Raw genomic sequence first — 26354 nt, forward strand, 5'->3', positions numbered from 1 at the left:
GCGACTCCGATGACATTGGCACTCGACCTCACCGCGCCGCTGCCGGCGCACTGGTTGCTGGTGTTCCTGGTGCAGGTCACCGTGCTGTTGCTGGGTGCGCGGGTCCTCGGCGGCCTGGCGGTCAGGCTCGGCCTGCCCGCGCTTGCCGGGGAATTGCTGGCCGGAGTGCTGCTCGGTCCGTCCGTCCTGGCGCACGTTGCTCCCGGCGTGTGGGGGTGGCTGTTCCCTGCGGAGGGCGGGCAGGTCCACCTTCTCGACGCCGTCGGCCAGTTCGGCGTACTGCTGCTCGTCGGTCTGGCGGGAATGCACGTGGACGTCGGGCGTCTGCGACGACTGGCCGGCCCGGCAGCCAAGATCAGCCTTGCCGGCCTGCTGATCCCCCTCGCACTCGGTGTCGGCATCGGTGCGATCGCGCCGCCCCCCATGCGCCCGGAGGGCACGAGCCCGGCCATCTTCGCGATGTTCGTCGGGGTGGCGATCTGCGTGACCGCAGTCCCGGTCATCGCCAAGGTGCTCATGGAACTCGGGCTGACCGACCGCAGGATCGGGCAGCTCGTCCTGTCCGCAGCGGTGATCGACGACGTCATCGCCTGGTTCCTGCTCTCGCTGGTGTCCGCGTTGGTGACGGCCGGGGCACTGGGGGTATCGGACGTGCTGGAGCCGGTCGGATGTCTCGCCGGTGTCGTGCTCTTCGCCGCGACGATCGGCAGGATGCTCGTGCGCCGCGCGGTGCGCCACGCCGAGGCGTCACGCGATTCGACTGCGATGGTGAGTACGACGGTGATCCTCGTCCTCGGCGGTGCGGCGGCCACGCATGCCATGGGACTGGAGCCGATCCTGGGCGCGTTCGTCGCCGGCGTCCTCATCGGCTCCGGCGGCGTGCGCGCGCCGGTCCTCGCACCCCTGCATGCGGTTGTCATGTCGGTCCTCGCCCCGCTGTTCTTCGCCACCGCGGGGCTCCGGATGGACCTGTCCGGTCTGCTCCGGCCCGGTGTCCTGCTGGCGACGACCGGGCTCCTCGTCGTGGCCGTCGCCGGGAAGTTTGCCGGTGCGTTCGTCGGCGGCAGACTCAGCGGTCTCGACCGCGCGGAATGTATCGCCCTGGGGGCCGGGATGAACGCACGCGGTGTGGTGGAGGTGATCATCGCCACCGTCGGCCTGAGCCTGGGGGTGCTCGGCACCGAGGCGTACACGGCCCTGGTCCTGGTCGCCGTCGTCACGTCCGTCATGGCCCCGCCCATCCTGCGCCGCGCCGTCGGCCGCTCCGACCGCGCTGCCGCGGAGGAACCCGGCGCGCGACCCGCCGAGTCCCGGTCCGGGGCCGGCACCGTCTCACTCGAGGAACCACGATGACCCTGTCCCGATCCGAAACCTCGCATCCCCCGACATCGCTGCCGCCCGGCCCGAGGTTGCCCGCCGTGGTCCAGACCCTGCTGTTCACGCTGGCGCGGCATCGCATCTATCCCGTGCTCACGCGGCGCTACGGCGACACCTTCCTGATCGAGCCCACCGCGCCGTACCGGCCCATGGTGGTGCTCGGACGGCAGGAGGACATCCGGACGGTCTTCGCCGGCAGCCCCGAGATCTACCATGCCGGCGAGGGCAACGCCATCATGCGCCCGGTCATGGGCGAGCACGCCGTGCTGGTCACCGACGAGGACCGGCACAAGCGGGTCCGGCGGCTGCTCACGCCCGCGTTCAGTGCTCGGGCGCTGCAGGGCTACCGCGACGACGTGACCACGCTGGTCCGGCACGAGGTCGCGCACTGGCCCGTGGGCCGCCCCTTCGCCACATTGGAGCGGCTGCAGGACCTCATGCTGGAGGTCATCCTCACCGTCGTGCTGGGTGTCACCGCGCCCGACCGCCTCGCCGAGTTGCGACCCGCGATCCGGCACATCACGGAGATCGACCCGATCACGTTGATGGGACTGCACAGCCCGAAGCTTGCGCGGATCCGGCCCTGGAGCACGCACTGGAAGCATCAGCGCAGATTCGACGAGATCGTCTACGCCGAGATCTCCGAACGTCGGGTCGCGGGCGACCTGCACGACCGAACCGACGTGCTCTCCCGGCTGGTGCAGGCCGCGGTGGACGACGCAGACGGTGGGCTCGGCGATGCAGAACTGCGGGATCAGCTCATCTCCATTCTCCTGGCCGGTCACGACACCACGGCCACGGGGCTGGCATGGGCCTTCCACGAACTGGTCCGCAACCCCGGCGTACTGGCAGACGCGCAGAAGGCGGCGGACGCGGGGGACGACGAGTATCTCGGCGCGGTGGCCAAGGAGGCGCTGCGCCTCAAGCCGGTGATCCAGGATGTGGCCCGCCAGCTCACCGCACCCGTGGAACTGGGCGGATACCGGTTGCCCGCGGGCATCACCGTGCTCCCCGCGATCGGCATCGTTCACGCCGACCCCGAGCATCACGAATCACCGGGCGAGTTCCGGCCGGAGCGGTTCCTGGGCGTCCAGCCCGCGGCGAACACCTGGATTCCGTTCGGCGGCGGTGCACGCCGGTGTCCGGGTGCCGCGTTCGCGGCCATGGAGATGACGGTCGTCCTGCGGGAGGTGTTGCGCGCCTACGATCTCAGCCCGCCCGGCCGGCGTCCGGAGAAGCAGAAGGCACGCAACATCACGACCGTTCCGTCGCGGGGAGCTCGCGTAGTGGCCCGGCGACGCACCACGAAGGCGGTGACGCTGTGAGCCCGACCGTGTTCACGGGAAAGACCTGTGTGGTCACCGGTGCCGGGTCCGGAATCGGCCGCGCACTCGCGGAGAACCTGGCCGGTCGGGGTGCGCGACTCGCTCTCTCCGACATCGACGGCAGCACTCTGGCCGAGACTGCGCGCCGATGCGAATCCCACGGTGCCTACGTGTCGACGGCACTTCTCGACGTGTCCGATCGAGACGCCGTCTCGCGGTACGCCGAGGAGGTGGTGGCGGAGTTCGGCATCGTGCACCAGGTGTACAACAACGCGGGCATCGCCTACTTCGGCAGTGTCCTGGAGTCGGACTTCGCCGACATGGAACGCGTCCTGGCGGTGGACTACTGGGGCGTCGTACACGGGACGAAGGCGTTCCTGCCGCACCTCGTCGCGTCGGGCGACGGTCACGTCGTCAACATCTCGAGCCTTTTCGGCTTGCTCTCGCTGGGCGGGCAGAGCGCGTACAACTCGGCGAAGTTCGCCGTCCGAGGGTTCACCGAAGCGCTGCGCCAGGAGATGATCGCCGAACGGCTTCCGGTCCGGGTCACGTGCGTGCATCCGGGTGGGATCAGGACTGCGGTGGCACGCAACGCGACGACGGCTCGGGGGATCGACGCGGCGTCGGTCGCGGAGATCTTCGATCGGCGGCTGGCGTTCCATTCACCGGAGATGGCGGCCCGGGCCATCGTCGCCGGGGTGCGACGTCGCAGGGCGCGCGTGGTGATCGGCTGGGAGGCGAAGGGGCTCGACATGTTTCAGCGGGTGACCGGAGCGGGGTATCAGCGGGTACTGGCCGTGACCAATCCGTTCACCGTCGCAGCGGATCGGAACCGGAAATGACCGAGCACTTCGATGTCGTCATCGTGGGGGCCGGGCTGTCCGGTATCGGCGCCGCCTGTCGTCTCGGGCGGGAACTTCCGGACAAGACGTTCGCGATCTTCGAGGCACGCGCGTGCCTCGGTGGCACCTGGAGTCTGTTCACCTATCCGGGGGTCCGATCCGACTCCGACATGTTCACCCTGAGTTACCCGTTCAAGCCGTGGCGCGGCGCGGACGCGATCGCCGGCCGGCAGGCGATTCTGGACTATCTCGAGGAGGCCGCGGCGGAGGGCGGCATCGCCGGCAGGATCCGGTACAACAGCCGTGTCGTCGAGGCGTCGTGGGATTCGGCCCGCTCGCGGTGGAGTCTCACCGTCGAACAGCGGGTCGGCCCGGACGAGACGGCCCGCCGCACCGTGACGTGTGCGTTCCTCTACGCCTGTGCCGGGTACTACGACTACGAACGCGCGTACACCCCCGATTTCGAGGGCATCGAGTCGTTCACCGGAACGGTGGTCCATCCGCAGTTCTGGCCCGGGGAACTGGACTACACGGGCCGACGCGTCGTGATCATCGGGAGCGGAGCCACGGCCATCACCTTGGCGCCGTCGATGGCGGAGCGCGCCGAGCACGTGACGATGCTGCAGCGCTCACCGACGTGGGTGTTCCCGCTGCCGCGCCGGGACATCGCTGCGGACTGGGCGCGGGCGGTGCTGCCGCCGCTCGCAGCCCATCGGTTGGTGCGTGCGAAGAACATCGCCTTCACCGGCTCGCTGTACTGGTTCTGTCGACGGTATCCGCGGGCCGCACGGTCGCTGCTGACCCGTCTGGTCACCCGCTCCCTGCGGGATCGGGACACCGTCGCCGAGCACTTCACCCCCACCTATGCGCCGTGGGATCAGCGGCTGTGTGCCGTCGTGGACGAGGATTTGTTCACCGCGATCCGGCACGGCACGGTCACGATGGTGACCGACCACGTCGACCGGTTCGTCCCCGCGGGGATTCGTCTGCGGTCGGGGCGTGTCCTCGAAGCCGATATCGTCGTCACCGCAACCGGATTGCAGATGCAGGTGTTCGGCGGCATCGACTTCGTCGTGGACGGCCGGCCGGTGACGATGTCCGACGAGTTCCTCTGGCAGGGCACGATGGTGACCGGGGTGCCGAATTTCGCGGCGGGGATCGGATATGCGAATGCGTCGTGGACGTTGCGCGCGGATCTCAACGCACGCGTGATGTGCAGGGTGCTGAGCCATATCGACCGCAACGGGCAGGTGCCGGTGGTGCCGCGCCGGGAGGAGACGCTGGCGGCGCGTCCCTTCCTGGACCTGTCGTCGGGGTACATCTGCCGGTCGGTCGATCGGTTTCCGCGTCACGGAGATCGAGATCCCTGGCGGGCCAGGAACTATGTGCGCGACGCTCTCACCCTTCGGCGCACGTCGCTGCGGGGGTCACTCGTGCCGTTCGGGTCCACGGGAGCATCTCGTCGACGCGAAGACTGTCCGGGACAGAATGTTTCGTCGTCCGGCCGGACCAGACTTGTGTAGACCATAGTCAGCCGTTTAGAGTCGGGCCATGGTCGAATCAAGTCGGACGATGGTCGGCGAGCAGACGGGTGACGCCCCGGTTCGGGACCGGTCCAATCTCATGTTGCTCGTACTGTGCTCGGCGGCGTTCATGGCGATGCTCGACGTGTTCGTCGTCAGCGTCGCCTTCGCCGCGATCGGGGAGGGGTATCCCGGATCGTCCCTGGCGGACCTGAGCTGGGTCCTGAATGCGTACACCATTGTGTATGCGGCCCTGCTCATTCCGGCCGGCCGGCTGGCCGACCGCTACGGTCGCAGAGCGGGGTTCGTCGTCGGGCTCGTGGTGTTCACGGTCGCGAGTCTGGCGTGCGCGCTCGGTCCGACGCTCTGGTGGCTCGTCGGATTCCGGGTCCTGCAGGCGGTCGGGGCGGCGGCCCTGACTCCCACGAGCCTGGGTCTGCTGCTGACGGCACTGCCGCCCGAGCGGCGCGCCACTGCGGTGAAGATCTGGGCCACGTCGACCTCCCTGGCCGCGGCGGTCGGGCCGGTGATCGGCGGGGCGCTCGTGAAGGTGTCCTGGCAGTGGGTGTTCCTGATCAACGTGCCGGTCGGCATCGCGGCGGTGGTGGGGGCCGTCGTGCTGCTGCCCGAGACGAAGGACGCCACCGTGACGCGGATTCCCGACGTCCTCGGCGCGGCGGTGCTCGCGGTGGCCCTGGGCTCGCTCGCCCTCGCGCTGGTGAAGGGGCAGGAGTGGGGCTGGTCGGGAACCGGCACCCTGACTGCCTTCGCGGTCGCCGTCGTCGGGCTCGCCGCAGTGGCCGTCCGGATGCGACGGCACCCGGCGCCGGTCGTGGATCCCGCGCTGCTGCGGGTGCGGTCCTTCTTCTGGTCGAACGTCACCGCCCTGCTGTTCTGCACGGCCTTCGGCGCGGTACTGCTGAGCGTGATCCTCCGCCTGCAGACGGGTGCGCACTACAGCGCCCTGGTCACGGGTCTGGCGGTGGCACCCAGCCCGCTGATGGTGCCGATCTTCGCGGCGGTGAGCCAGCGCCTGTCGAATCGTCTCGCACCGTCCACCCTCGTGGCGATCGGCAACGTGCTCGTCGGCGTGGGGGTGATCATGCTGGCCGTCAGCGCCACCGAGGAGGTGAACTACGCCACGCAGGTGCTGCCGGGCTGGCTCCTCGTCGGTGTGGGCGTCGGCTTCTCGCTGCCCAACCTCCTGGCCAAGGCCACGGTCGATCTGCCGCCCGCACGAGTGTCCACGGGCAGTGCGGTGGTCAACACCAGCCGTCAGATGGGGTACGTGCTGGGCGTGTCCATGCTGGTCGCCATTCTCGGCGAGTTCGGTTCCGCCGACGCCGAGACGCTGGCGGTGTTCACGTACGCATGGTGGGCGATCGCAGTGGTCGCGCTCGCGAGTGCCGCCACCGCGATGGGGATGAGGTCGCGCCGAGCGTCCGCCGAGGCGCTCCGGTAGCGGCAGCCCGGCGGCGGACCCGCCGGTCGCGTCGTGCGCCGCGGCATCGGATCCTCGATGCCGCGGCGCACGTCGCGCTCGGTTCGGGACGGCGCCCCCGCCGGAAAATCGCTCGTGCCGACCCCCGGGCTCCTGCTAGCGTCGCGGCACCCCCGCCTCCGAGTGAATGCCGATCGACGTGACCGCCCTCGACCTGACCACCCGCCGCTTCGCGCCCCTGACCCTGCTCGGCGTCGCCACCCTGCTGTCCGCCACCGGCAACGGCATCGTGGTCGTCGCACTGCCGTGGCTGGTGCTCGAACAGACCGGCCGGGCCACCGACGCGGCGATCGTCGCGGGTGCAGCCACCGTGCCGCTGCTGCTGGCGAGCCTGCTCACCGGGACCGTCGTCGACCGGTTCGGGCGCCGGCGCACCGCCCTGGTCTCCGATGCGCTCTCGGCGCTGTCGGTCGCGGCCATCCCGGTCCTCGCCGCGACCGTCGGACTCTCGGTGCCCCTGCTGGCCGCGCTCGCGGCCCTCGGCGCCGTCTTCGACCCGGCGGGCATCTCGGCGCGCGAATCGATGCTGCCGGCGGCGACCCGCGCCGCAGGGTGGTCACTGGACCGCGCCAACAGCCTCTACGAGGCGAACTACAACCTCGCCTACCTGATCGGCCCGGGTGTCGGCGGCGTCCTCATCGCCGCCGTCGGCCCCGAGAACACCCTGTGGGTGACGTCGGCGTGCTTCGTGCTCTCCCTCGTCACCGTCGCCTTCCTCCGGCTCGAGCACGCCGGCCGACCCGACCGGTCCACCCGCCCGGCTTCGCTGTGGGCCGGCACCCTCGAGGGGCTGCGGTTCGTGTGGCGAGACCGGTTGCTGCGCACGCTCGCACTGGTCGACATGATCGTCGTGGCGTTGTTCCTGCCGATCGAGTCGGTGCTGCTTCCGACCTACTTCACCGGGATGGACGCGCCGGCCCGGCTCGGCTGGGTGATGATGTCGCTGAGTGTCGGTGGTCTGGTGGGTGCCCTGGCTTACGGCGCCTTCGCGTCGCGTCTGCGGCGCCGCACCCTGATGCTCGTCGCGGTCACGGTGCTGGGTGCGGCGACGATCGGCATGGCGTTCCTGCCGCCGCTGGGGGTCCTCGTGCTGCTGGGCATCCTCATCGGCCTGGCGTACGGTCCGGTGGGGCCGATCGCGAACTGGGCCATGCAGACCCGCAGCCCGGAGCACATGCGGGGCCGCGTCGTCGGTGTGATGACCTCGACCGCGTACGCGGCGGGCCCGGCCGGGATCCTGATCGCCGGGCCCCTGATCGACGCGACGGGTGTGCGCACGACGTTCTTCGCGCTGGCCCTGCCGATGGTCGGTGTCGCGGCGGTGTGCTTCGCGCTGCCCGTCCTGCGGGAACTCGATCCCGTCCCGGAGTCCCGTTCGTCCTATCGTCCGTAGCCGCCACCGCCCGGGGTCTCGACCACGAGCACGTCACCGGCCCCGACCTCGACGGAGTCGCAGCCGGCCATGCGGGTGACGGTGCCTTCGGCGCGTTCGATGCGGTTGCCGCCCAGGGCGCCCGGCTCGCCACCGGCCATCCCGTACGGCGGCACGCGCCGGTGTCCGGACAGCGTGCTGACGGTCATCGGCTCGAGGAACCGGAGCCGTCGCACGGCGCCGTCGCCGCCGCGCCACCGGCCGCCGCCACCGCTGCCGTGACGAATCGTGAACGCCTCCAGCAACACCGGCAGGCGCCACTCCAGTACCTCGGGATCGGTCAGACGCGAGTTGGTCATGTGTGTCTGCACCACCGATGTCCCGTCGAAGCCCTCGCCCGCACCCGACCCGGAGCCGAGCGTCTCGTAGTACTGGTACCGCTCGTTGCCGAAGGTGACGTTGTTCATGGTCCCGGCACCCTCGGCCTGCACCCGCAGCGCCGCGTAGAGCGCGCCGGTGACGGCCTGCGACGTCTCGACGTTGCCGGCGACGACCGCGGCGGGGAATTCGGGGGCGAGCATCGACCCGTCGGGGACGACGATGTGCAGCGGACGCAGACAACCGTCGTTGAGGGGGATGTCGTCGGCGACGAGCGTGCGGAAGACGTACAGCGTCGCGGCCCGCGCGACCGAGGCCGGCGCGTTGAAGTTCGACGCGAGTTGCGGTGACGTGCCGGTGAAGTCGATCGTCGCCGAGCGTGCCTGCCGGTCGACGGTGATCCGGACCGCGATCACCGCACCGGAGTCCATCTCGTAGCGGTACTCGCCGTCGTGGAGACGGTCGACGACACGGCGCACTTCCTCCTCGGCGTTGTCCTGCACGTGCCGCATGTAGGCCTCGACGACGTCGAGACCGAAGTGGTCGATCATCCGGCCCACCTCGACCACGCCGCGCGCGTTGGCCGCGACCTGGGCGCGCAGGTCCGCGAGGTTGGTGTCGGGGTTCCGGGACGGGTACGGGCCGCCGCTGAGCAGCGCCCGGGTCTCGGCCTCCCGGAAGGCTCCGTTCTCGACGAGCAGCCAGTTGTCGAACAGGATGCCCTCCTCGCGGATGTCGCGGCTGGCGGCGGGCATGGAACCCGGTGTGGTTCCGCCTATTTCGGCGTGGTGACCGCGGGAGGCGACGAAGAAGAGGATGTGCTCGCCGGACCCGTCGAACACGGGCGTGATCACCGTGACGTCCGGCAGGTGGGTACCGCCGTGATACGGGTCGTTGACCGCGTACACGTCCCCGGGTTTCATCGACCCGTGCCGGCGGCGCACCACTTCCTGCACGCTCGTGCCCATCGAGCCGAGATGGACGGGGATGTGCGGCGCGTTCGCGATCAGGTTTCCGTCCGGATCGAACAGCGCGCACGAGAAGTCCAGACGCTCCTTGATGTTCACGGACTGCGCGGTGGACTCGAGAGTCGTGCCCATCTGCTCGGCGATCGACATGAACAGGTTGTTGAAGATCTCGAGCATGACCGGATCGGCGTGGGTGCCCACCTCCGCGCCGTCGTGGGCGCGCACCCGGGCCAGCACGAGATGACCCTGTTCCGACATCGCCGCCTCCCAGCCGGCCTCGACGACGGTGGTCGAGTTGTCCTCCGCGACGATGGCCGGGCCGGCCACGGAGTCGCCGGGGGCGAGGTGCTCGCGACGGTACAGCGGTGCCTCGCGCCACGACCCGTCGACGAACATCCGGACGGTGTCGGGGGACGGGCGGGTGGACCCGGTCGCGTCGCTGTCGGCGCGACCGAGCCCGGACAGATCGGGCCGGCGCGTGGCCCCGACGGCCTCGACCGCGACGGCATCGACGATCAGCGGCCGGTCCATGAGGAACGAGTAGGTGCGCCGGTGCACGGCTTCGAACTCCGCGGTCATCGTCGCCGGGTCGGCGAGCGCGACGGGCACGGAGGTGTCGGTGCCGTCGTAGCGCAGGTGTGCCCGGACGGTCACGTCGATGCGCTCGGTGGGCACGTCCTCGTCGAGCAGTTCCGTGCGCGCCGCGGCCTCGAGTTCGGCGGCGACGTCGCGCAGCCGGGGCATCGCCTCGTCGTCCAGTTCGACGACGACGGACTGCTCGCGCATCGCGGTGGTGTCCGCGAGACCCATGCCCAGCGCGGACAGGACACCGGCCAGCGGCGGCACGAGGACGGTCCGGATGCCGAGCGCGTCGGCGACTGCGCAGGCGTGCTGTCCGCCGGCCCCGCCGAAGGTCGTCAAGGCGTACTCGGTGACGTCGTGGCCCTTCTGCACCGAGATGCGCTTGACGGCGTTGGCCATGTTCGCGACCGCGATCTGCAGGAAGCCCGCGGCGACCTCCTCGGGGCTGCGGTCGTCGCCGGTCGCCTCCCGGATCTCGGCCGCCAGCGCGGTGAACCGGGCCCGCACCGTCTGCTCGTCCAGCGGTTCGTCGCCGCCGGGACCGAACACGTGCGGGAAGTGGGCGGGCTGCACGCGCCCGAGCATGACGTTGGCGTCGGTGACGGTGAGGGGGCCGCCGCCCCGGTAGCAGGCCGGACCGGGGTCGGCGCCGGCGGAGTCGGGCCCCACCCGGTACCGGCTGCCGTCGAAGTGCAGAATCGATCCTCCGCCGGCGGCCACGGTGTGGATGTCCATCATGGGGGCCCGCAACCGCACCCCGGCGACGACGGTGTGGAAGACGCGCTCGTATTCGCCGGCGAAGTGCGACACGTCCGTCGACGTGCCACCCATGTCGAACCCGATCACCTTGTCGAACCCGGCCAGGGCCGACATCCGGCTCATGCCGACGATGCCTCCCGCCGGCCCGGAGAGGATCGCGTCCTTGCCGCGGAAGTGCATCGCCTCGGTGAGCCCGCCGTTGGACTGCATGAACATCAGCCGGACACCCGGCAGCTGGTCGGCCACGCGATCGACGTAGTGGCGGAGCACGGGGGACAGGTACGCGTCGACGACGGTGGTGTCGCCGCGTGGCACGAGCTTCATCAGCGGGCTCGCGTCCGCGGACAGGGAGATCTGGCCGAAGCCGAGGCGCTCGGCGAGGTCGCCGACGGCGTGCTCGTGCTGCGGGTACAGGTGGCTGTGCATGCACACCACGGCGACGGAGTCGATCCCGTCGTCGCGCACCTGCCTCAGATCGCGCTCGAGCCGGTCCAGGTCCGGGGCCCGCAGCACCGTGCCGTCGGCTCGGATGCGTTCGTCGACCTCGATCACCCGCTCGTAGAGCAGCTCGGGCAGCACGATGTTGCGGTCGAAGATCCGCGGCCGGTTCTGGTAGCCGATGCGCAGCGCGTCTCGGAAACCTGAGGTGATCACCAGCACGGTCCGGTCGCCCGTGCGCTCGAGCAGCGCGTTCGTCGCGACGGTGGTGCCCATGCGCACCTGCTCGACGAGGCCGGGGGTGACGGGGTCGCCGGCCGGTACCCCGAGCAGTTCCCGGATCCCGGCCACGGCCGCGTCCCGGTATCGGGACGGGTTCTCCGACAGCAGCTTGTGGGTCACCAGGGTGCCGTCGGGCCGGCGGGCGACCACATCGGTGAAGGTGCCGCCGCGGTCCACCCAGAACTCCCAGCGCCCGGGTGCCCGGTCTCGTCCGCTCGTCTGCTCCGCTGTCGCCATGCCAGCAGGTTAGTCACCGCGGACGGGACGGACGGGACCGCGGGACTCAGGCGGTGACGGCGCCGGCCGTCTCCGGGGCCGGCGCGACCTCCCCGCGTCCGATGCCGCGTCGGGTGCGGGCCGCGCCGATCCCGCGGCACGCCAGGTAGATGACGAATGCGATGGCGGTGATGAACGCCGAGACCGGAACCCCGGGGGCGAGGGCGAGCAGGATGCCACCGACCGCGGAGACCTCCGCGAAGAGCACGGACAGCACCGTCGCGGCCAGCGGGCCGCTCGCCACGCGGGCGGCTGCGGCGGCCGGGGTGATGAGCAGCGCCATCACCAGCAGCGCCCCGACGATCTGCACGCCCAGGGCGGCGGTGATTCCGACCAGGACGGCGAAGACGATGGACAGCGCCCGCACCGGCACTCCACGTGCCGCGGCGACCTCGGGGTCGGTGCTGGCGAACAGCAGCGGCCGGTAGATGACCAGCATGGTGCCGATGACGCCGACGGCGCACGCGGCGAGCAACGCGATGCCGGTGCCGCCCGGCGCGACGATCTGGCCGGTGAGGAGGGAGAACGCGGCGCCGGTGCGGCCGTCGTAGGCCCACAGCAGCAGCACGGCCAGCCCGAGCCCGAACGCCATGACGACACCGATGACAGAGTCGCGTTCGCGGGCTCGGGTGCCGAGGACGCCGAAGAGGACGGCCGCCACCACAGCACCCGCCACGGCACCGAGCCCGACGGAGACGCCGACGATCAGGGCCGCGGCGGCACCGGTGAGGGAGAGTTCGGAGGTGCCGTGCACGGAGAACGCCATCTGCCGGCTGATCACCAGGGGGCCGATCACGCCGGCGAGCAGGCCGAGGATCGCGCCGGCGAGCAGCGCCTGCTGCACGAAGTCGTACTGGAGCAGGTCGACGGTGGCCTGCACGTCGAACATCCGGCCCATCGCGTCGGTGAACTTGCTGCTCAATGCTGATCCTCGTGATGGTCGTGGTGGACGCCCTCCCCGGGGCGCAGTCCGCCGGCGCTGCCGAGCGCGTCGATGGCGTCGCCGGTGCCGACGACGACGAGACGGCCGCGGATCTCGAGGACTTCGACGTCGGTCCGGTACAGCGCGGAGAGCACCTCGGAGGTCATGATCTCGGCCGGGGTGCCGATGCGGAACTGCCCGTCGACGAGATACAGCACGCGGTCGACCAGCGGCAGAATCGGGTTGATCTCGTGGGTGACGAACAGTACGGCGGTGCCGTGTTCGCGGCGGCGACGGTCGATGAGGGACGACACGAGGTGCTGGTTGGCCAGGTCCAGGCTGAGCAGCGGTTCGTCGCAGAGCATGACCCGGGGGTCGCCGACGAGTGCCTGCGCGATGCGCAGCCGCTGCTGTTCGCCACCGGAGAGGGAGCCGATCGGGGCGTTCGCGTAGGCCTCGGCGCCGACCTGCCGGATCGCGGCGTCGACGGCGCCCCGGCGGGTCTTCCAGTAGCGCAGGCCGGTGCCCCAACGGTGGCCGTCGACGCCGAGTCCGACGAGGTCGCGTCCGCGCAGCGGCACACCTTCGTCAAGCGACTTCTGTTGCGGCACGTAGCCGACGTGCGAGTTGCCCGTGCGCGCGGGCACGCCGGCGATCGTGGCGGTGCCGCCGCTGAGGGGGAGCTGACCGAGCAGGACCTTCAGCAGCGTGGACTTGCCCGCGCCGTTGGGGCCGAGCACTGCGACGAACTCGCCGGGCTCGACGGTGAGGTCGAGATCCCGCCACAGGACGCGGTCGCCGAAGGCCATGCACGCGCCGCGGAGTTCGACGGCGGCGCTGTGTCCGGGGGTCGTCGCAGGCGCGCCCGGTGCCGCGGCGGTGCCGCCCGGGGTGACGTCGGCCGGTGTGGTCACGGAAGTGATGTCCTTGCCCTGCTCGAAGGGTCAGCGGGCGGCGTCGAGGGCGGCGGCGAGCGCCTCGGCCGTCTGCTTCTGCCACTGAATGTAGTCCACACCCTCGGGCAGGGTCTCCGTGACTTCGACGACGGGGATGCCCGCGGACTCCGCGGTCGCCCGCATGTCGCGGCTGACCTTGTCCTCGGTCTGGGGGTTGTGGACCAGGACGTCGACCTGCTTGTCGAGGAGCAGCTGGCGGGTCGCGGCGATCGCGGCGGGCGACGGGTCGGTGCCGTTCTCGATCGCGTTCGTGAAGTCGGCGGGGGTGCGGTCCTCGAGCTTCGCGGACGTGACGAGGTAGTAGCCGATGGATTCGGTCTGCGCGACGGGGGTGTTCGCGTGTGCGGCGGCGATCGCGGCGGTCACGTCGGTGACCTCGTGCAGCTGCGAGTGGAACGCGTCGGCGTTGGCGCGGTAGGTGTCGGCCCCGGCCGGATCGAGCTCGGCGAGGCGGTCGGCGACGGCATGGGCGACGGCGTCGGCGGCGGCCAGGTCGTACCAGACGTGCTCGTTGATGCCGCTGTGGTCGTGACCGGCGTGGGCGTCGCCTTCCTCGGCGGCATGGGACTCGGCCTCGTGTTCCTCGGTCGCATGGGTCTCGCCCTCGTGGGTCCCGTCTTCCGGTGCGCTGCCCGCCGAGTGGCTGCCCGCCGAGTGGTCGTGACCGTCGTCGAGGTCGCTGCCGGTGCCGGACTCGAACAGGGCCATGGCGTCGACCGTGGCGGCGCCGGCTCCGGTCGAGTCGAGGATGTCGTCGACGAACTGGTCGTAGCCGCCGCCGTTGTAGACGACGAGGGACGCGTCGCTGATCGCGGCCGCGTCGGCGGGGCTGGCCTCGTACGAGTGCGGGTCGGCGGACGGCTCGGTGATCAGCGACTGCACCTGGGCGCGGTCCCCGGCGACGGCCTGCGCGACCGAGCCCCACACGTTGGTGGAGGCGACGATGCGGATCTCGCCGGAGTCGCTGCCGCCCGAGCCGCTGCCGCCCGAGTCGCTGCCGCCCGAGTCGCTGCCGCACGCGGCGAGGGTGAGCGCGGCGGCGCAGGTCAAGCCCACGGTCGCGGTGGCGGCGCGCATTCGGCGGGGCAGTCGCACTGTTCCATCTCCTGTGATCACGTTCGGCCGGACGGCCGGGAGGGGCGCGGTTCCACCTTATTGGAAACCGTTACCGTTCCACTTTAGCGGATGTCCGGGTCCGCGCCCATCCGGCCCGATTCGTCGCCGCGGCGCCGACCCGATACCGTCCGTTCATGCCCAGGTCTCGTCAGCCGCGTCCCCAGGCCACCCTGGCGTCGATCGCTGCCGAGCTGAAGATCTCCCGCACCACCGTCTCCAACGCCTACAACCGGCCGGACCAGCTGTCCGCCGAGCTTCGCGAGCAGATCCTCGAGGTCGCCAAGCGCCGGGGCTACGCCGGCCCGGACCCGATGGCCCGTTCGCTGCGTACCCGCCGGGCCGGGGCGGTGGGCGTGCTGCTCACCGAAGCGCTGAGCTACTCGTTCCGGGATCCGGCCGCGATGAGTTTCCTGTCCGGCCTGTCCGAGTCCTGCGAGGCTGCCGGCGAGGGACTGCTGCTCATCCCCGCCGGGCCGGGCCGCGACGAGGAGGAGGCGGCCCAGGTCGTGCACGGCGCCGCGGTCGACGGCTTCGTCGTCTACTCGGTGCCGTCCGACGACCCGTATCTCGCGGCCGTCCTCGAGCGGAACCTGCCCCTGGTGGTGTGCGACCAACCCCGCGGCATCGCGAGCGCGCCGCTGGTCGGCATCGACGACCGCGGCGCGATGCGTGGGCTCGCCGAGCACCTCATCGGTCTCGGCCACCACCGGATCGGGGTGCTGTGCATGCGTCTCGGCCGTGACCGCCGCGACGGCGTCGTCGATCCCGCCCGCTTCGAGTCCGACCGCTTCCACGTCCAGCACGAGCGGATCATCGGCGTGCAGGAAGCCCTGCGGGCGGCCGGGCTCGACCCCGCGAGCCTCACCGTCGTCGAACGCTATGCGCACACCGCGGAGGACGGCGCCTCCGGTGCCGCGCAGGCGCTGGCGGCGGACCCGACGATCACCGCCCTGATGTGCACCACCGACGTTCTCGCGCTCGGCGCGCTGGCGTGGGCGCGCAGCGCCGGTCTCGAGGTGCCCGGACAGTTGTCGATCACCGGCTTCGACGGGATCGGCGAAGCCCTGCGCGAGGGCGTGACCACCGTGCGCCAGCCTCAGGAGGAGAAGGGCAGGCGCACCGGCGCCCTGCTCATGGCCGCACCGTCACACTCCGGGGTCGCGACGGTGGAGACGCTCCCGACGGAACTGCTCATCGGCCAGACCACCGGCGTGCACGACGAGACGTCGATCTACGCCGAGTGATCGACGGCCGACAGCGTCCGGTCCGCCTCCGCCGGTGCCGCCAGCAGCTGCGCGCACCGCAGCAGCCCGAGGTGGCTGTACGCCTGGGGGTGGTTGCCGAGTGACCGCTCGGCCACGGGGTCGTACTCCTCGCTGAGCAGGCCCGTGGGGCCTGCCGCGTCGACGAGCTGCGCGAACAGCGCCTCCGCCTGCGGACGGGCACCCACGAGGAGGTATGCCTCCACCAGCCACGCCGCGCACAGGTGGAAGCCGCCCTCGGTGCCGGGAAGGCCGTCGTCGTGCAGGTAGCGGTACACCGTCGACCCGCTGCGCAGTTCCGCCTCCGTGGCGACGACCGTCGCGTGGAATCGCGGGTCCTCGGGGTCGATGAGCCCGGACAGGCCGATGAACAGCGTCGCCGCGTCGAGGTCGGTGCCGTCGTAGGCCGCGGTGTAGGAGCAGACGTCCTCGTTCCAGCCCTTCTCCAGCACCTCCTCCGCGATCTCCGCGCGCAGGCCGGCCCAGCCGTCGCCGGCGGTGCGCCCGAAATTCTCGGCCAGTGTCAGCGCGCGGTCCACGGTCAGCCAGCCCATGACCTTCGAGTAGACGTGGTGGCGCGGGTTGTCGCGGATCTCCCAGATGCCGTGGTCGGGCTCGAACCAGCGGCACTCCACGGCGGTGACCATGGCGCACACCAGTTCCCAGTCCCGGTCGGTGAGGGCCCGGTCGTGCGGGACGCCGCGTTCCTCCCGGCGGTGTGCCAGCGCCGAGATCAGGTCCACGATCGGACCGAACACGTCGAGCTGGACCTGCTGGCTCGCGGCGTTGCCGACCCGCACGGGCCGGGAGCCCGCGTAGCCGGGCAGCGTGTCGATGACTGCCTCGGGCGGCAGGGCACCACCCGCCAGCGTGTACAGCGGGTGCAGGCGCTCGGGGCCCGGAACGGTGTCGAGCACACGGTGCACCCAGTCCAGGTAGGCGTCCGCCTCGGCGAGCGACCCCACGCTCACCAGGGCATGCGCGGTCAGCGCGGCATCGCGCAGCCAGCAGTAGCGGTAGTCCCAGTTGCGGACGCCGCCGATCTCCTCGGGCAGCGACGTGGTCGCGGCCGCCATGATGGAGCCCGTCGGCGCGTGCACGAGGCCGCGCAGGGTCAGTGCCGACCGCTTCATCAGGTCCCGCTTGAGCGGCGGCAGGTCCAGGCCCGCCGCCCACTTCCACCAGTACTCCTCCGCGGATGCGCGCCGCTGCACCTCCGCGACGGGGTGTGGGCCGATGTCGTCTGTGCCGCAACGGAATTCGAGGATGATGTCGCCGTCCGACGGGTCGACGACGGCGTGCGCGGTCTGATGGGCGCCGTCGGTGGTGATGTTCCACTCGACGCCGGGGGAGCGCAGCACGTACGGCTCGTTGAAGCCCAGTACCCGCAGGCCGTCCGCCACGGGCTCGAGCCCGACCTGGCCCTGGCCGAACTCGGGGCGCGGGGCGAACGTCACCACCGCCCGGGCCTTGCCGGTGATGACGCGGGTCAGGTCGGTGCGGCCCGGCTCGACGTCGTGCGGAAGGTAGTCGATCACCGCGAGGCTCGCCCAGCGGGTCACCACGGTCATGGTGCCGTCGATGTAGCGCTGGCTCAGGGGCAGGGCCTCACGGCTCGGCCCGATGGTGAAGTGCCCGGCGGGTTCGCCGCCGAGCAGGTGCGCGAACACGGCGGCGGAGTCCGGCTCGGGATGGCACAGCCACGTCACCGTGCCGTCCGGGGTCAGCAGGGCCTTCGCACGCGGGCTCGCGAGCATCGTCAGCCGCTCGATCGGGCAGGCCGCCGCCCCCGAGAGCCATGTGCGGCGCTGCTCGAGCAGGAACGCCAGCGCGGCCGCGACATCCTCGACCGTGCCGATCCGGTATTGCGCGGCGGTCTCGCCGTCGCCGACCTTGACCCCCACGTCCGGGCCGTGGAGGGACGCGAAGGCCTTCTCGTCCGTCACGTCGTCGCCGAAGAAGACCGCGGCGCTCGCCGACTCCTGATGGCGGATGATGTCCAGCGCGTGGCCCTTGTCGGTGGGCACGACCGCCAGCTCGATCACGGCCTTGCCCTCGGTGACCTGCACCCCCGGGTGCCGGGCGAGATCGCCGCGGACCAGCGACAGTGCCTGCTCGGCATCCCCCGGGTCGGCGTTGCGCACGTGCAGCGCAGCACTCGCCGGCTTCGACTCGACGTGCACACCCTCGTAGCGGGCGGCGATCACTTCGAGCTCGGCGACGATGTCGCGCAGCAGCTGCCGGGCATCGCTGTCGATGGCGTGCACGAAGCCGATGTCGAACTCGGAGCCGTGGCTACCGACGAGCTGCACCTCGGCGGGCAGGCGGGACAGGGCGGCGAGATCCTTCAGGGCCCGGCCGGAGATCACGGCGGCAGCCGTGGACGGCAGACCGGCGAGCGCGCGCAGAGCGCGGACCGACTCGGCGTTCGGGAACGCCTTGTCCGGATCCGAGACGATCGGCGCGACGGTTCCGTCGTAGTCGGAGGCCACGAGGAGTCGCGGGGTCCGCGCCAGCGCGACGAGGGCGCGGCGCAGGTCGATCGGGAGGTCTTGGGCGCTCACTCACTCAAAGGTAGGTGATCGGGCCGCCGGCGTCGTCTCCCATGTCCGGTTCGGGACGTGTTTCCCGTTACAGTTGCGCGACTCGCGGCGCAGGTCAGCCTTCCTGGACCGGAATCGAGGCCGGCCGGTGCGAGCCGTCGCCGAGCAGCAGCTCGACGGTCAGCTCCAGCCGCCGCGCGACGTCCGTCGCGGACGAACGCCGCGTCAGCCACGCCACGAGGTTCGACAACCACACGTCGCTGATCACCCGGGCGATCGCGAGCTCCTCTTCGGTGGGCTCGCCCTCGTTCATCGCGCGGGCGAACAGCCGGTCCATGAGCAGGCCGACCTGATCGACCTCGGCGGCGGCGGAGGCGTCGGCGAACATGAACGCCCGGGTCATGGCTTCGGTGAGCAGCGGGTCGCGCTGCATGGCCTTGGTGATCAGGCTCAGGATCAGCTGCATCCGCTCGAGCGGGGTGTGACCGGGCGGGATCTTGCCCTTGCCTTCGATGCGTGCGAACTCGCGACCGAGGGCGGAGACGAGCAGATGCACCTTCGACGGGAAGTACCGGTACAGGGTGCCGACTGCCACGTCGGCCTTCTCGGCGACGGAGCGCATCTGCACGGCCTCGTACCCGCCCTTGGACGCGAGCGCCAGGGTGGCGTCGAGTATCCGCTTGCGGCGTTCCTTCTGGGCGTTGGAACTGAGGTCGTCCTCGGTGAGGGCGGTGAGAGTTCCGCTGCCGGTGGAACGCGAGCGGGACGATGTCGTCATCGAGATGTCTTCCTCTGCCTTGACTCTGAACCGGCTGTCATATTAGAACACGTTCTAGGCATTGTGTCATTCCCGAAAGGCGGAAACCCGCTGTGAGCATCGCCACCACCGACGAACAGCTGGCCGCCCAGGCCTCTGTGCAGGCCTGGGCGCGCGCCACGCTGCCGATCCAGAACCTACGTGACCACCCGGCCGGAATGTGGCAGCCGGGGTGGGCGTCCCTCGCCGAACTCGGGATCTTCGCCGTCGCCGTGCCCGAGGCCGCGGGCGGCGCCGACGCCACCGTCGTCGACCTGGCGACGATGCTCGAACAGGCTGCGTACCACCTCGCGACCGGGCCGGTGCTGCCCACCGCGCTGGCCGCCCTCGTCTTCGGGCGTGCCGCCGGTTCGGACGGCGCCAAGTGGGCGGAGCTGCTCGCCGAGGGCGCCCTGCCCACCGCGGTCGCGCTGGACGGCGCACTCACCGCGACCGCGCGGGAGGGCGGGTACGACCTCGACGGCGATGCGGGAACGGCGATCGGCGGCGAGCCCGGGGTCGCGGTCCTCGCCCGTATCGGCGCCGGCGACGGAGCCGAATGCTGGGCGCTGCTCGAGGCGGACACCCCCGGGCTGAGCCTCGAACCGCTCGACACCCTCGACAAGTCCCGGGCCCTCACGCGAGTGCGGCTCACCCGCGTCGCAGTCCCGACCGACCGCGTCGTCTCCGTTCCGGCAGGTCTGGTCCGCGACCTCGCCGCCACCCTCGCCGCGGTCGAACTGGCCGGTGTCGCCGGCTGGGCACTGACCACGGCCGTGGAGTACGCCAAGATCCGCGAACAGTTCGGAAGGCCCATCGGCTCCTTCCAGGCGGTCAAACACCTGTGTGCCGAGATGCTGTGCCGCACCGAGAAGATCCGGGCGACGGCCTGGGACGCCGCCGTGGCGGCCGATGCGGCGCCGCACGAACTGCCACTGGCCGCGGCCGTCGCCGCTGCCGTGGCTCTCGACGCCGCCGTGCAGAACGCCAAGGATGTCATCCAGGTGCTCGGCGGCATCGGCTTCACGTGGGAGCACGACGCGCACCTGTACCTGCGCCGCGCCGTCGCCACCCGCCAGCTGCTCGGCGGCTCCGCGGCCTGGCGGGCCCGGGTCGCCGGCCTCGCCCGCTCCGGCGCGCGTCGGCACCTCACCGTCGATCTGAGCGCATTCGACGACGAACGCGCGCGTATCCGCGCCGAGATCGCACAGCACCTCGACCGGCCCGGACCGCAGCAGCGGGCCGCGCTCGCCGAGGCCGGGTTCCTGGCCCCGCACTGGCCGCCGCCGTACGGACGGGGCGCACACGCCGCGCAGCAGATCCTCATCGAGGAGGAACTCGCGTCCGCCGGGGTGGAGCGGCCCGATCTGGTCATCGGGTGGTGGGCCGTGCCGACCATCCTCGAGCACGGCACCGCCGGGCAGATCGAACGTTTCGCCGCACCGACACTGCGCGGGGAGATCGTCTGGTGCCAGCTGTTCTCCGAACCGGGCGCAGGATCCGATCTGGCGTCGCTGCGCACCACCGCGGAACGGGTCGACGGCGGCTGGCGCCTGCAGGGGCAGAAGGTGTGGACGTCGCTCGCGCAGGAGGCGGACTGGGCGATCTGCCTGGCCCGCACCGATCGTGACGCCCCGAAGCACAAGGGCATCACCTACTTCCTCGTCGACATGAAGTCCGCGGGCATCACCGTCTCGCCGCTCCGGGAGATCACCGGCGACGCGCTCTTCAACGAGGTGCTCCTCGACGGCGTGTTCGTCCCCGACGAGTGCGTCGTCGGTCCGCTCGGCGGCGGGTGGCGGCTCGCCCGCACCACGCTCGCCAACGAACGGGTCGCGATGAGCGGCGGGTCCTCGCTCGGGAAGGCGGTCGAGCAACTGCTGGACCTGGTGGCGCCCGGCGACCCGGTGGCCGAGGACCGGATCGGCGGGCTCGTCGCCGAGGCCACGGCCGGCTCGCTGCTCGAGCTGCGGACCACCCTGGCGCAGCTCGACGGTCAGGATCCCGGTCCGGCATCGAGCGTGCGCAAGCTGATCGGCGTGCGGCAGCGTCAGGACACCGCGGAGCTCGCGATGGATCTCGCCGGCGAGGCCGGCTGGGTCGAGGGGCCGCTGACGCGCGAGTTCCTCAACACGCGTTGCCTGACGATCGCCGGCGGCACCGAGCAGATCCTGCTCACCCTCGCAGCGGAGCGCCTGCTGGGTCTGCCGCGCGGCTGAGCGGTACTTCCACGTGCCGCGCCGAGGTGATACAACTAGAACACGTTCTAATCGAAGGTGGATCCGTGGACTTCGCTCGTGACGACACGCAGGAGGCCGTGGCCGAGGTCGCGGTGGGCCTGCTGGCCCGCGGCCTGGGCCCGGACGAACTGTGGCGTGCCCTCGCCGACGCCGACCTGCTCTCTCTCGCCCTGCCCGCGCGGCTCGGCGGTGACGATCTCGGTGTCGCCGAGGTCGCCGCTCTGCTCACCGAGATCGGACGCGGCGCCGCACCCGTGCCGGCCCTGGCCACCCTGGGCTTCGGCGTGCTGCCCGTCCGGACCCTCGCCACCGCGGCGCAGCAGGACGAGCTGCTCGCGGACGTCGGTGACGGCGCCGTCCTCACCGCCGCTCTCGCCGAGGCCGGCCGGGCCTTCCCGGCGTCGCCTACCGCCACGGCGGTACCCGACGGGGAACGCCACGCCGTCACCGGGCACTTCGTCGGCGTCCCCTACGCGGCGACGGCGCGACGGATCCTGGTGCCCACCGCCGCCGGTGTGATCGCCGTCGAGCCCACGGCGCCGGGCGTCACCCTCATCGAGAGCCCGTCGTCGGCCCGTGCTCCCGAGTTCTCCGTGCGGCTCGACTCCGCGCCGGGCCTGCGCCTCGGCGACGGCGCCGAGCCGGCCGCCGACGTCGCCGCCCTGTACCGTCTGGCGCTCGCCGCGGTCGGTGCCTACGCGGACGGACTGCTCTCGGGGGCAACGCAACTCACCGCACAGCACGTGAGCACCCGCCATCAGTTCGGCAGGCCGCTCGCCACGTTCCAGGCGGTGGCCCAGCAGATCGCCGACGTCTACGTCACCTCCCGCACCCTGCACGTCGCGGCACTCGCCGCGGCCTGGCGCGTCGCGCAGGACGCCCGCAGCACCGCCGCGGACGACGACCTCGACGTCGCCGCGTACTGGATCGCCGCGGAGCTGCCGCCCGCGATGGGCGTGCTGCACCACTTGCACGGCGGTCTCGGCGTGGACGAGACCTACCCGCTGCACCGCTATTCCTCGACCGCAAAGGACCTGGCGCGCCTGCTCGGCGGCGCCTCGTACCGACTAGACCTCGTGGGGGCCCGGTGTTCATCGACCTGACCGACGAGCAGCGCGCGCTGCAGGCGGAACTGCGACGGTACTTCGCAGATCTGATCTCGCCCGAGGAAGCCGCGATCATGCGCACCGAGCGCCACGGACCCACCTATCGGGAGGTCGTGCGCCGGATGGGCAAGGACGGCTGGCTCGGAGTCGGCTGGCCCGTCGAATTCGGCGGCCGCGGCTTCGGTGAGGTCGAGCAGCAGATCTTCGTCAACGAAGCCGTGCGCGCCGACGTGCCGCTGCCCAGCGTCACCCTGCAGACCGTCGGGCCGACCCTGCAGGTCTACGGGACCGAGGAGCAGAAGCGGAAGTTCCTGCCCGCCATCCTCGCGGGGGAGGTGCACTTCGCGATCGGCTATTCCGAGCCCGACGCCGGAACCGACCTCGCGGCGCTGCGCACCACGGCCGTGCGCGACGGCGACCACTATGTGGTGAACGGGCAGAAGATCTTCACCACCGGCGGCCACGACGCCGACTACATCTGGCTCGCGGTTCGCACCGGCAGCGCCGACTCGCGGCATCGCGGCATCTCGATCCTCATCGTGGACACCAAGGATCCCGGCTTCGGCTGGACGCCCATCATCACCTGCGACGGCGCGCATCACGTCAACGCCACCTACTACAGCGACGTGCGCGTCCCGGTCGAGATGCTCGTCGGCGAGGAGAACAAGGGCTGGCGGCTGATCACCACCCAGCTCAACCACGAACGCGTCATGCTCGGCCCCGCCGGTCGCGTGGGCGGGCTCTACGATCGGTTGTCCGCCTGGGCCCGTTCCCGGGACCTGCTCGGCGAGCCCGACGTGCGGCGCGCGCTCGGCGAGATCCATGCGACGTTCCGGCTCAACGAACTGCTCAACTGGCAGGTCGCCGCCAGCGAATCCGAGGCCGTGGACATCGCGGACGCGTCGGCCACCAAGGTGTTCGCCACCGAACGCATCCAGCGCGCGGGCCGGCTCGCGGAGGAGATCGTCGGCCGGTTCGGGGACCCGGGCGACCCGGCGACCGCGGACCTGCTGCGCTGGCTCGACATGCAGGTCAAGCGGAACCTGGTGATCACCTTCGGCGGCGGTGTCAACGAGGTGATGCGCGAGCTGATCGCGACGGCGGGCCTGGCCATGCCCAGGGTTCCGCGGTGAAGGAGGACGTGTCGATGAGCACCGGCGTGCCGGGTCCCCACGACGAGATCCGCGCGGCCGGCGAGCGCGTCCGCGCCGACGGCCCGTCCGAGCCGCGGGCGGGCCGTGACCCGGTGAACCTGCCGCTGATCCGCAACTGGCTCGAGGCGATCGGCGACGAGAACCCGATCTACACCGACGACGCCGCCGCGATCGCGGCCGGCCACGACGGCGCCGTCGCGCCGCCGGCGATGGCACAGGTGTGGACCATGCGAGGCCTCGGCGCCAAGCGCGAGGAGGACGATCCGCTCCGCCGGATGACGGAGATCCTCGACGAGGCGGGCTACACGTCGGTCGTCGCCACGAACTGCGATCAGCTCTACCACCGCTATCTGCGCCACGGCGAGGAGGTGACCATCGAGTCCACCCTCGAGGACCTCGCCGGACCGAAGAAGACCGGCCTCGGCGAGGGCTGGTTCTTCACCACCCGCAGCGTGTGGAAGGTCGGCGACGAGGTGGTCGCCGAGATGCTCTTCCGCATCCTGAAGTTCGCGCCACCCTCCCGCGCTACCGACCGAATGTCACATCCCGTCGATTCGATCGAACCGATGTCACATTCGGCCCTCACGGTTCCGGAGGATCTCGACCCCACCCGCATGCTGCGGCCGTCCGCGTCGCAGGACACCCGGTTCTTCTGGGACGGTGTCGCCGCGCACGAACTGCGGATCCAGCGGCGCCCCGACGGCACGCTGCAGCATCCCCCGGTGCCGGCCCTGTGGCTCGACAAGGACGAGACGACGGACTACGTCGTCGCGTCCGGCCGGGGCACCGTCTTCAGCTACGTGGTGCACCACGCGCCGAAGGTGCCGGGCCGGACGGTGCCGTTCGTCGTCGCCCTCGTCGAACTCGCCGAGGGCGTCCGGATGCTCGGGGAGCTGCGCGGGGTGGACCCCGGCGACGTGCGCGTCGGGATGCCCGTCGAGGCAATCTTTCTCGATTTCCCGGGCGACGACGACACCGGCGGTGACCCCTGGACCCTGTACGCCTGGCAGTCGAGCGAGGAGCGCGCATGAACGTGGCAACGGCCGGACAAGCCCTGCCGCCGTTGATGATCCGGGCCGACCCGACATTCGTCGTCTCGACTGCCCTGGCCACCAGGGACTTCCAGGATGTGCACCACGACCGCGACAAGGCACAGGAGCGCGGCTCGAAGGACATCTTCGTCAACATCCTCACCGACACCGGACTGGTGCAGCGGTACATCACCGACTGGGCGGGCCCGCGCGCGGTGCTGAAGTCGATCTCGTTGCGGCTGGGGGTGCCCTGGTACGCGTACGACTCGCTCACGCTGACCGGAACCGTCGCCGCCGTCGAGGACGACGGTCGCATCACCGTCGACGTCGTCGGGAGGAACGGTCTGGGCGATCACATCACCGCGAAGGCCGTCCTCGTGATCGGAGGCACCGCATGAGCGAATTGTCCCGTCGCGCCGCCGTCGTCGGCATCGGCGCCACCGACTTCTCCAAGGACTCCGGCCGCAGTGAACTGCGCCTGGCCGCGGAGGCGGTGCGGGCGGCGCTGGCCGACGCCGGACTGCGCCCTGCGGACGTCGACGGCCTGACCTCCTTCACGATGGACACCAACACCGAGATCGCCGTCGCCCGTGCGGTGGGCATCCCGAGCCTGAAGTTCTTCTCGCGGGTCCACTACGGCGGCGGCGCGGCCTGTGCCACCGTGCAGCAGGCGGCAATGGCCGTCGCCACGGGGGTCGCGGAGGTCGTGGTGGTGTACCGGGCATTCAACGAACGCTCCGGTGCGCGGTACGGCCAGGTCAACACCGCGCTGTCCACACAGGTCAATTCCTCGGGCACCGACTACGCCTTCTCCTATCCGCACGGTCTGGGTACCCCGGCGTCGTTCGTGGCGATGGCCGCCCGACGCTACATGCACGTCACCGGCGCCACCAGCGCGGACTTCGGGAAGGTCGCCGTCGCCGCGCGCAGGCACGCCGCGACGAATCCGCACGCCTTCTTCCACGGCAAGCCGATCACCCTCGACGACCACCAGAATTCGCGGTGGATCGCGGAACCGCTGCACCTGCTCGACTGCTGCCAGGAATCCGACGGGGGTGTCGCGCTCGTCGTCACCACCACCGACCGGGCCCGGGACCTGCCGCAGCCGCCCGCCGTGGTGGCGGCCGCCGCGCAGGGCAGCGGACCGGACCAGTACATCATGGCCAGCTACTACCGGGACGGGCTGACGGGGCTGCCCGAGATGGGCATCGTCGGCCGCCAGCTGTGGGAGCAGTCCGGTCTCGGCCCGCAGGACGTGCAGACGGCCGTGCTCTACGACCACTTCACCCCGTACGTGCTCATGCAGCTCGAGGAACTCGGCTTCTGCGCACCCGGTGAGGCGAAGGACTTCGTCGCCGACGGCGCGATCGAGCTCGGCGGGCGGCTGCCGCTCAACACCCACGGCGGCCAGCTCGGTGAGGCCTACATCCACGGGATGAACGGCATCGCCGAGGGGGTGCGTCAGGTTCGCGGCACCTCCGTCAATCAGGTTCCCGACGTGGAGAACGTGCTGGTCACCGCAGGCACCGGGGTGCCGACGTCGGGACTGGTGCTGACGCGGGGCTGAGGGCGGCGACGCCGGCCCGGACCCGGAGGGATCCGGCG

19 protein-coding genes are annotated in these 26354 nt (G+C 71.2%); 13 read left to right on the top strand and 6 right to left on the bottom strand.

The features are described from left to right. Positions 1-9: 9 nt before the first annotated feature. The 6 genes from F1734_RS04945 to F1734_RS04970 all read left to right on the top strand — a co-directional run bounded on the left by F1734_RS04945 (position 10) and on the right by F1734_RS04970 (position 7961). The gene (locus tag F1734_RS04945) at positions 10-1353 is read left to right on the top strand and encodes a cation:proton antiporter (RefSeq protein ID WP_010594561.1); all 1344 of its coding nucleotides are present in this window, start codon (positions 10-12) and stop codon (positions 1351-1353) included. Beyond that, positions 1350-2702: a cytochrome P450 gene (locus tag F1734_RS04950; protein WP_102031128.1), complete on the top strand. Its 1353-nt coding sequence runs from the start codon at positions 1350-1352 to the stop codon at positions 2700-2702. Before F1734_RS04945 ends, F1734_RS04950 begins: the two co-directional genes overlap by 4 nt. Then, positions 2699-3544, top strand: a complete 846-nt coding sequence (locus F1734_RS04955; protein ID WP_017680946.1) for an SDR family NAD(P)-dependent oxidoreductase — start codon at positions 2699-2701, stop codon at positions 3542-3544. Before F1734_RS04950 ends, F1734_RS04955 begins: the two co-directional genes overlap by 4 nt. Continuing rightward, positions 3541-5067, top strand: coding sequence for a flavin-containing monooxygenase (locus F1734_RS04960; RefSeq protein ID WP_010594558.1), 1527 nt, complete (start codon positions 3541-3543; stop codon positions 5065-5067). The genes F1734_RS04955 and F1734_RS04960 overlap by 4 nt, the downstream gene beginning before the upstream one ends. Positions 5068-5116: 49 nt before the next feature. Then, positions 5117-6529: a DHA2 family efflux MFS transporter permease subunit gene (locus tag F1734_RS04965; RefSeq protein ID WP_082061330.1), complete on the top strand. Its 1413-nt coding sequence runs from the start codon at positions 5117-5119 to the stop codon at positions 6527-6529. A gap of 166 nt (positions 6530-6695) precedes the next feature. After that, positions 6696-7961 (top strand): MFS transporter, encoded by a 1266-nt coding sequence (locus F1734_RS04970; RefSeq protein WP_017680943.1) that lies wholly within the window; start codon positions 6696-6698, stop codon positions 7959-7961. Here F1734_RS04970 and F1734_RS04975 read toward each other — a convergent pair. The 4 genes from F1734_RS04975 to F1734_RS04990 form a co-directional block, all read right to left on the bottom strand. Then, positions 7949-11584: a hydantoinase B/oxoprolinase family protein gene (locus F1734_RS04975; RefSeq protein ID WP_203011396.1), complete on the bottom strand. Its 3636-nt coding sequence runs from the start codon at positions 11582-11584 to the stop codon at positions 7949-7951. The genes F1734_RS04970 and F1734_RS04975 overlap by 13 nt on opposite strands. A 46-nt stretch (positions 11585-11630) precedes the next feature. Continuing rightward, complete coding sequence (locus F1734_RS04980) at positions 11631-12545, bottom strand: metal ABC transporter permease (RefSeq protein WP_010594554.1); 915 nt, start codon at positions 12543-12545, stop codon at positions 11631-11633. Next, on the bottom strand, positions 12542-13354 hold the full coding sequence (locus tag F1734_RS04985) for a metal ABC transporter ATP-binding protein (protein WP_238424159.1): 813 nt from the start codon (positions 13352-13354) through the stop codon (positions 12542-12544). The genes F1734_RS04980 and F1734_RS04985 overlap by 4 nt, the downstream gene beginning before the upstream one ends. A 135-nt stretch (positions 13355-13489) precedes the next feature. Further along, positions 13490-14596, bottom strand: coding sequence for a metal ABC transporter solute-binding protein, Zn/Mn family (locus F1734_RS04990; protein ID WP_371851039.1), 1107 nt, complete (start codon positions 14594-14596; stop codon positions 13490-13492). A gap of 155 nt (positions 14597-14751) precedes the next feature. Here F1734_RS04990 and F1734_RS04995 point away from each other — a divergent pair, with 155 nt between their 5' ends. Next, positions 14752-15861 carry a LacI family DNA-binding transcriptional regulator gene (locus F1734_RS04995; RefSeq protein WP_010594551.1) on the top strand — a complete coding sequence of 370 codons (1110 nt, stop codon included), beginning with the start codon at positions 14752-14754 and terminating at the stop codon, positions 15859-15861. Here F1734_RS04995 and otsB read toward each other — a convergent pair. Beyond that, positions 15849-18443 (bottom strand): trehalose-phosphatase, encoded by a 2595-nt coding sequence (gene otsB / locus F1734_RS05000; RefSeq protein WP_010594550.1) that lies wholly within the window; start codon positions 18441-18443, stop codon positions 15849-15851. The two genes, F1734_RS04995 and otsB, sit on opposite strands and share 13 nt — an antisense overlap. Positions 18444-18537: 94 nt before the next feature. Further along, positions 18538-19200 carry a cholesterol catabolism transcriptional regulator KstR gene (kstR, locus tag F1734_RS05005; RefSeq protein WP_003935941.1) on the bottom strand — a complete coding sequence of 221 codons (663 nt, stop codon included), beginning with the start codon at positions 19198-19200 and terminating at the stop codon, positions 18538-18540. Between the two features lie 92 nt (positions 19201-19292). Here kstR and F1734_RS05010 point away from each other — a divergent pair, with 92 nt between their 5' ends. The 6 genes from F1734_RS05010 to F1734_RS05035 all read left to right on the top strand — a co-directional run bounded on the left by F1734_RS05010 (position 19293) and on the right by F1734_RS05035 (position 26316). Beyond that, positions 19293-21437, top strand: a complete 2145-nt coding sequence (locus tag F1734_RS05010; RefSeq protein WP_203011398.1) for an acyl-CoA dehydrogenase family protein — start codon at positions 19293-19295, stop codon at positions 21435-21437. Between the two features lie 65 nt (positions 21438-21502). Next, positions 21503-22561: an acyl-CoA dehydrogenase family protein gene (locus F1734_RS05015; RefSeq protein WP_017680938.1), complete on the top strand. Its 1059-nt coding sequence runs from the start codon at positions 21503-21505 to the stop codon at positions 22559-22561. After that, on the top strand, positions 22546-23697 hold the full coding sequence (locus tag F1734_RS05020) for an acyl-CoA dehydrogenase family protein (RefSeq protein WP_017680937.1): 1152 nt from the start codon (positions 22546-22548) through the stop codon (positions 23695-23697). Before F1734_RS05015 ends, F1734_RS05020 begins: the two co-directional genes overlap by 16 nt. Positions 23698-23711: 14 nt before the next feature. Further along, entirely contained in the window at positions 23712-24749 is a 1038-nt protein-coding gene (locus F1734_RS05025; RefSeq protein WP_064066302.1) for a bifunctional MaoC family dehydratase N-terminal/OB-fold nucleic acid binding domain-containing protein, read from the top strand. Beyond that, positions 24746-25147, top strand: a complete 402-nt coding sequence (locus F1734_RS05030; RefSeq protein WP_203011399.1) for a MaoC family dehydratase — start codon at positions 24746-24748, stop codon at positions 25145-25147. Before F1734_RS05025 ends, F1734_RS05030 begins: the two co-directional genes overlap by 4 nt. Next, positions 25144-26316 carry a lipid-transfer protein gene (locus tag F1734_RS05035; protein ID WP_203011400.1) on the top strand — a complete coding sequence of 391 codons (1173 nt, stop codon included), beginning with the start codon at positions 25144-25146 and terminating at the stop codon, positions 26314-26316. The genes F1734_RS05030 and F1734_RS05035 overlap by 4 nt, the downstream gene beginning before the upstream one ends. The last annotated feature ends 38 nt before the right edge of the window (positions 26317-26354 follow it).

This window comes from Rhodococcus ruber (assembly GCF_016804345.1).
GTDB classification, from domain to species: domain Bacteria; phylum Actinomycetota; class Actinomycetes; order Mycobacteriales; family Mycobacteriaceae; genus Rhodococcus; species Rhodococcus ruber.

Coding starts and splice junctions, on each gene's coding strand:
- F1734_RS05025 (WP_064066302.1), top strand. CDS start 23,712: ATGAGCACCGGCGTGCCGGGTCCCCACGACGAGATCCGCGCGGCCGGC.
- F1734_RS04985 (WP_238424159.1), bottom strand. CDS start 13,354: ATGGCCTTCGGCGACCGCGTCCTGTGGCGGGATCTCGACCTCACCGTC.
- F1734_RS04995 (WP_010594551.1), top strand. CDS start 14,752: ATGCCCAGGTCTCGTCAGCCGCGTCCCCAGGCCACCCTGGCGTCGATC.
- F1734_RS04960 (WP_010594558.1), top strand. CDS start 3,541: ATGACCGAGCACTTCGATGTCGTCATCGTGGGGGCCGGGCTGTCCGGT.
- F1734_RS05030 (WP_203011399.1), top strand. CDS start 24,746: ATGAACGTGGCAACGGCCGGACAAGCCCTGCCGCCGTTGATGATCCGG.
- F1734_RS04965 (WP_082061330.1), top strand. CDS start 5,117: ATGGTCGGCGAGCAGACGGGTGACGCCCCGGTTCGGGACCGGTCCAAT.
- F1734_RS04975 (WP_203011396.1), bottom strand. CDS start 11,584: ATGGCGACAGCGGAGCAGACGAGCGGACGAGACCGGGCACCCGGGCGC.
- kstR (WP_003935941.1), bottom strand. CDS start 19,200: ATGACGACATCGTCCCGCTCGCGTTCCACCGGCAGCGGAACTCTCACC.
- F1734_RS04945 (WP_010594561.1), top strand. CDS start 10: ATGACATTGGCACTCGACCTCACCGCGCCGCTGCCGGCGCACTGGTTG.
- F1734_RS05035 (WP_203011400.1), top strand. CDS start 25,144: ATGAGCGAATTGTCCCGTCGCGCCGCCGTCGTCGGCATCGGCGCCACC.
- F1734_RS04950 (WP_102031128.1), top strand. CDS start 1,350: ATGACCCTGTCCCGATCCGAAACCTCGCATCCCCCGACATCGCTGCCG.
- F1734_RS04970 (WP_017680943.1), top strand. CDS start 6,696: ATGCCGATCGACGTGACCGCCCTCGACCTGACCACCCGCCGCTTCGCG.